Raw genomic sequence first — 6007 nt, 5'->3', positions numbered from 1 at the left:
CGAGGGCGACGGGGAGTTGACGGTGGCGGACACGGTGTGACGCGGGGTGGCCGCGCGGGGTGACGGTCTTCCGTAGGGCTCCGCCCTCGGCCCGTACGGGGTGCACCATGTCCCGTCCCCGTCCCCGGCCCCGGCCCCGGCCCCGGAACCCTCGGGCCCGAGCGCGATCCGTCCGCCCGCTTCCGGCCGTGCGCCGTCGGCCGCCCCGCCCGTACCGGTCTCACCGCTCGTACTCGCCGTTTCCATCCGCTCCCGCTCCGCCCGCGTGTCCACCCGGGTATTGTCGCCGCCCGCGACCGTCACGGCCCGGTGATCCTTGTCGTACGCGCGCACGTACGCCTGCCCGTACGCGCTCCGGTACGCCTGCCCGTACGCCTCCTCGTCCGCGCGCCAGGACCCGTCGTGCCGGCGCTTTCCCCCCGCGCCGACAATGGGGGAACGAACGGCGGGTTCCCGGTGCCTCCCGGCGCCGGTCAGGGCCTACCCCGCACGCATACCCCCGCACGGCACCGCCACGTACGAGCGACAGACAGCGACAGACCGCCAGACCGCCAGACCGCCAGAGAGAGCAGACCGCGATGACAGCGCCGCACGCCACCGGAGGGCTGCCCGGCTACGCCGAGCACTTCGAGGAGCCGGAGGGCTATCTCGACTTCGCCCGTTACGGTCCGCCGTCACGGGACGTGCTGGCCGCGACGGCCGAGGCGCTGGAGAGGTCGGCCCACGCCGACCAGGACACGGTGAACGACCTGATGCGCGCCGAGCCCAGGGCGCGGGAGGCCGCCGCCAGGCTGGCGGGCACCGACGCGGCGCACACGGTGCTGCTGCCGAACACCTCGACCGGCCTGTTCCACGCGGCCTTCGGCCTCCCGGCGGGCACGGTGCTGGTGCCCGCGGGCGAGTTCCCCGCCAACCACTACCCGTGGCGGCGCAGCGCGGAGCTGGGCCGTGCCGTACCGCGGACGCTGGAGCCGGACGCGCGGGGGCGGATCACCGCCGACGCCGTACGGACGGCGCTGACCGACGACGTCGTGGCCGTGTCGGTCAGCGCCGTGGACTTCCGGACCGGCTACCGGGCCGATCTGGCGGCGCTGCGCGAGGTGATCGGCCCCGACCGGCTGCTGGTGGTGGACGCCATCCAGGGCTTCGGGGTGGCGGATCTGCCGTGGGCGGCGGCGGACGTGGTGGTCGCGGGCGGCCAGAAGTGGCTGCGGGCGAGCTGGGCGACCGGCTTCGGAATCCTCTCCGACCTGGCGCTCGACCGTCTGGAGCCGACACTCGGCGGCTGGACCGGCGTCGAGGACGCGGGCGTCTTCGACGACGTGGAGCACCCGCCCGCGCCCGGCGCCCAGCGCTGGAGCACCACCAATCTGAGCCCGGTCACGGCCGCCGCGCTGGCCACCGCGCTGGAGCTGGTGGAGGGCGTCGGCGTACCGGCCGTCGAGGCGCACATCCGCGCGCGGGTCGGCCAGTTCATCGACGCCGTCCGGTCCTGCGGCGGCGACGTCCTGTCCCCCGCCGACCCGGCCGAGCGGGCCGGGATCGTCTCCTTCCGGCTGCCCGGCACCGACCCGCGGCACGTCGCGAAGGCCCTGCACGCGCACGGGGTCACGCCGTCGGTCCGTACGGACTCGGTACGGCTGTCCGCGCACGCCTCCACCCGGCTCGCGGCCGTCGACCGCGTCCGCGCGGCCCTGACGTCGCTGCGCTGATCCGGAAGCGGGCGGTCCCACGAACGCGTGTCGCCCACAACGGTTGTCCCCCGCGTCTCCCGGAGGCGCCGGCGTCCCTCCGCGTCCCCCGCATCACCCTTTGCGCGGGGGGCGCCGCGCCCACGCTCCGTGTGCTACACAGGGAGTAACCAAAGGGGCACTTTGCAGCAGCACAAGCAGCTCACGCAGCACAGGCAGAACTCGCGGCAGCCGCACCTCACGCTCGGCATCATGGCGCAGACGCGCAAGGAGAACGAGCACCGTCTGCCGATCCATCCGGCCCACTTCGAACGCATCGACGCCGACCTGCTCGGCAGCGTCTACCTCCAAACCGGTTACGGCGAGCACTTCGGTGTGCCGGACGAACAGCTCGCACCGCTCGTCGCCGGTTTCCGGCAGCGCGAGGAACTGATCGCCGAGTGCGATGTCGTCCTGCTCGCCAAGCCGGTCCACGAGGATCTGGCGGAACTGCGCGAGGGCCAGGTCCTGTGGGGCTGGCCGCACTGCGTGCAGGACGAGAAGGTCACCCAGGCAGCGATCGACCGCCGGTTGACCCTGATCGCCTTCGAGGCGATGAACCACTGGCACCGCGACGGCTCGTTCAACCTGCACGTCTTCCACAAGAACAACGAACTGGCCGGATACTCCTCGGTGTTGCACGCCACGCAGCTCACCGGGGTCACCGGTGACTACGGGCGGCGGCAGCGCGCGGTCGTGATCGGCTTCGGCGCGACCGCCCGCGGCGCGGTCACCGCCCTCAACGCGCTGGGCGTGCACGACGTGGACGTGCTCACCGCCCGCGGCGTCACGGCCGTCGGGTCACCCATCCACTCCGCCCGTATGGTGCACTTCGAACACGACGAGGCCGACGACACCCTCGACCCGCGGCGCAGCGTCGTCACCACCGAGGACGGCTCGGAGCCGCTGGCGGAATTCCTCGCCGGGCACGACATCATCGTCAACTGCGTGCTCCAGGACACCGACGCGCCGCTGATGTTCCTGATAGAGGACGACCTGCCGAGCCTCGCCCCCGGCACCCTGATCATCGACGTGTCCTGCGACGAGGGCATGGGCTTCGCGTGGGCCAGGCCCACCACGTTCACCGACCCGATGTTCACCGTCGGCGACCATGTGCACTACTACGGAGTCGACCACAGCCCGTCGTACCTGTGGAATTCGGCCACCTGGGAGATCAGCGAGGCGCTGCTGCCGTATCTGCGGCGGGTCCTGGAGGGCCCGGCGGGCTGGGACGCCGACGAGACCCTGCGGCGGGCGATCGAGATCCGCGGCGGGACCGTGCGGAACCCCAAGGTGCTGGCCTTCCAGCACCGCGCCGAGGAGTATCCGCACGACCACGTGCGAGCACGGCCGTAGCCGGTGCGTCGCCCGGGGCGCGTACGGCCTCGCGGTCCGTACGCGCCCCGGTCCGTCAGGAGCGGCCCGTCAGGCGGCCCGACGGGAGCGCCCGTCAGGTGGTCCGTTCAGGAGCGGTCCGTTCAGGAGCGGTCCGCGCCGTACATCCGGGCGATGACGTCCTCGATGGCCGGTTCCCGGACCGACAGGTCCACCAGCGGGTAGTCGGCGGCGACCGCGGCGACCAGCGGGGCGGCGCTGGCCTGCGCGGGGAAGGCCAGCCACTGGCGGGGGCCCTCGACCTTGACGCAGCGGGCGCCCTCGACCCGGACCGGGGGCAGTTCGCGGGCGAAGTCCGCCACCAGGGTCCGCTCGCTCTCCCCGACCGCGTGCAGCCCGCCGAGGTCCCCGTCGTACATCAGGCGGCCGTGGTCGATCACCATCACCCGGCGGCACAACTGCTCGATGTCGGTGAGGTCGTGCGTGGTGAGCAGCACCGTCGTGCCGCGTTCGGCGTTCACCGTGCGCAGGAAGTCGCGCACCTTGGACTTGCTGATCACGTCGAGCCCGATCGTCGGCTCGTCCAGGTACAGCACCTCGGGATCGTGCAGCAGCGCCGCCGCGATGTCGCCGCGCATCCGCTGCCCCAGCGAGAGTTGGCGCACGGGCACGTCCAACAGCGGTCCCAGGTCGAGGAGTTCGACACAGGCCGCGAGATTGCGGGTGTAACGGGCGTCGTCGATCCGGTACATGCGGCGGACCAGTTGGTAGGAGTCGCGCAGCGGCAGGTCCCACCAGAGCGTGGTGCGCTGGCCGAAGACGACACCGATCCTGCGGGCCAGCCGGGTACGGTCGCGCGTCGGGTCCAGGCCGCAGATCCGGATCCGGCCGCCGCTGGGGTTGAGGATGCCGGTGAGCATCTTGATCGTCGTGGACTTCCCCGCGCCGTTGGGCCCGATGTAGCCGACGATCTCGCCGCGCGGCACGGTGAAGGAGATGCCGTCCACCGCCCGCACCTGGCTGCGCACCCTGCGCAGCGCGCCCGCTTTACGGCGTACGTCGAAGACCTTCTCGACGCCGTCGAGTGCGATCACCGTGTCCGCCCCGTGCCCCGACTCGGCTTCCCCTGCTGTGCGTTGCCCGATCACGGCCGTCTCAACTCCCTGTGCTGCGGTACGTACGAAGGGCCGCGCGCCAGGCGAGCCCGGCCAGTGCGCAGCAGAGCGCCGCGACCAGCGGGGAGGCGAAGTCGACCCAGCCGGGCAGGCCGAGCGGGTCGGGTTCGCCGAGGATGCGCAGGGCGGGCAGCCAGTTGACGAAGGCGAGCGGCACCACGAAGGTGACGCCGCGCACGAGGTCGCGGGCGAAGATGCCCGGCGGGTACTGAAGCATCGTGTTGCCGCCGTAGGTCACCGAATTCTGCACCTCGGAGGCGTCGCCCGCCCAGAACTGGAAGGCGCCGCCCGCCACGTACACCGCGCAGAAGATGACCGCGCCCGACAGCACCGTCACGGGCAGCAGCAGGACGGTGACCGGCGACCAGTCGATGTCCGCGTGCGCGACCGCCCAGCCGAGCACGATCAGACCCTGCGTGATCCGGCCCAGCCTGCGCAGCGCGAAGCGGTCGGCGGCCACCTGCGCGAGCACCGGCACCGGGCGCAGCAGCAGCGTGTCGAGCGTGCCGTCCCTGATCCGGCGGCCGAGCCGGTCCATGGAGCCCAGCACCAGATCGGCGATGCCGAAGGACGTGCTCGTGGTGCCGTACAGGAACGCCACCTCGGCGAGGGTGAAGCCGCCGAGCACGGTGATGTGCGAGAACATCAGCAGGATCGTCACGAAGTCCAGGCCGGTGGCGGCGAAGTTGCCGAACGCGGTGAGGACGAAGGACGTCCGGTACGCCATCGTGGACCGCACCCACATGCCGACGATCAGCCGGTACGTACGCCATGTCTCGCGGACGGTGAACCACGCGCCGCCGGCCGTGTCGTACGGGGCGACGGCCCCGGCGGCCCTGACCGATTCGACGGAGCCGAGGCCCCGGGAGCGGCCGGAGCCCCGGGAGCCCTCGGCGGCCTCGGCGCCCTCGGCACGCTCAGTGCCGTCGCGGACCGTGGATTCCTCGACCGTGGATTCCTCAGCCACCCTGCACCACCACCCTGCGCGCCGCGACGGCCTGCAACGCCCGGCCGGTCAGCAGCAGCGCCGCCGCCCAGCCCGCCTGGAAGGCCAGCGCGAGCAGCGCGTCCGTCCCCCGGTGCCGCTCCAGCAGCACATCGGCGGGCACCTGGAGCATCGCCGCCCACGGCATCGACCGCGCCAGCGTGCCGAGCCAGCCGGGGAAGACGGTCAGCGGCAGCAGCATCCCGGAGAAGAACAGCCCGGCCAGGAAGGCGACCTGGCTGACGCCCGCCCCGTCCAGCAGCCAGAAAGCGCTCAGCGCCACCAGGAACCGCACCGCGAAACTCACCACCACCCCCAGCGCCACCGACACCAGGAACAGCAGCCAGGTCACCGGCCGGGTCGGCAGCGCCAGATCGAACGCCAGCGCCCCGCACACCATCGGCATCACACCGCGCCCCATCAGCTGGAAGCAGGCCCGGCCCAGATCCGCCGCCAGCCACCACCCCTGGAGATCGGCCGGGCGGTACAGGTCCACCGCGATGTCACCCGACCTGATCCGCTCCATCAGCTCGTCCTCGAAACCGCCGCCCATCAACGCCATCGTCTGGAGCAGCGCCTGCCCGATCCAGACATACGTCAGCGCCTGCGCCTCGGTGTAACCGCCGAGGTGCGGGCGCTGACCCCACAGCGCCACATAGCTGTAGGCGACAATGAAACCGAAGACCGTATTGGTGAAGACACCCGCCGCGGTCGCCATCCGGTAGGTGGCGTAACGCCGGAAACCGCGCACCACCACGGCCCCGTAGAAGCCGCCCATCACT

The 6007-nt window shown here is 72.2% G+C and carries 5 protein-coding genes and 1 pseudogene; 2 read left to right on the top strand and 4 right to left on the bottom strand.

Going from position 1 to position 6007, the window contains the following annotated elements; translation table 11 throughout:
• Positions 1 to 273: pseudogene (locus BGM09_RS37715) on the bottom strand (hypothetical protein); the annotation flags it as partial.
• Positions 274 to 578: 305 nt separating this feature from the next.
• Between BGM09_RS37715 and BGM09_RS15525 the strand changes: the two are divergent.
• Both BGM09_RS15525 and BGM09_RS15520 read left to right on the top strand, forming a co-directional pair.
• Complete coding sequence (locus tag BGM09_RS15525) at positions 579 to 1712, top strand: aminotransferase class V-fold PLP-dependent enzyme (RefSeq protein ID WP_188282168.1); 1134 nt, start codon at positions 579 to 581, stop codon at positions 1710 to 1712.
• Positions 1713 to 1943: 231 nt separating this feature from the next.
• A complete protein-coding gene (locus BGM09_RS15520) occupies positions 1944 to 3086 on the top strand; it encodes a N(5)-(carboxyethyl)ornithine synthase (RefSeq protein WP_188282173.1) in 1143 nt (380 codons plus the stop codon).
• Between the two features lie 122 nt (positions 3087 to 3208).
• Here the strand turns inward: BGM09_RS15520 and BGM09_RS15515 are convergent, their stop codons facing one another.
• The 3 genes from BGM09_RS15515 to BGM09_RS15505 all read right to left on the bottom strand — a co-directional run bounded on the left by BGM09_RS15515 (position 3209) and on the right by BGM09_RS15505 (position 6003).
• A complete protein-coding gene (locus BGM09_RS15515) occupies positions 3209 to 4213 on the bottom strand; it encodes an ATP-binding cassette domain-containing protein (RefSeq protein ID WP_411158311.1) in 1005 nt (334 codons plus the stop codon).
• Between the two features lie 7 nt (positions 4214 to 4220).
• Positions 4221 to 4985 carry an ABC transporter permease gene (locus tag BGM09_RS15510; protein WP_188282171.1) on the bottom strand — a complete coding sequence of 255 codons (765 nt, stop codon included), beginning with the start codon at positions 4983 to 4985 and terminating at the stop codon, positions 4221 to 4223.
• 214 nt (positions 4986 to 5199) lie between these two features.
• A complete protein-coding gene (locus tag BGM09_RS15505; protein ID WP_188282167.1) occupies positions 5200 to 6003 on the bottom strand; it encodes an ABC transporter permease in 804 nt (267 codons plus the stop codon).
• Positions 6004 to 6007 lie beyond the last annotated feature (4 nt).

It is taken from the genome of Streptomyces sp. CBMA29 (assembly GCF_014596445.1).
Taxonomy (GTDB): Bacteria; Actinomycetota; Actinomycetes; order Streptomycetales; family Streptomycetaceae; genus Actinacidiphila.
The sequence above is the reverse complement of the archived record's forward strand: the minus strand, read 5'-3'. Positions and strand labels throughout refer to the sequence as shown.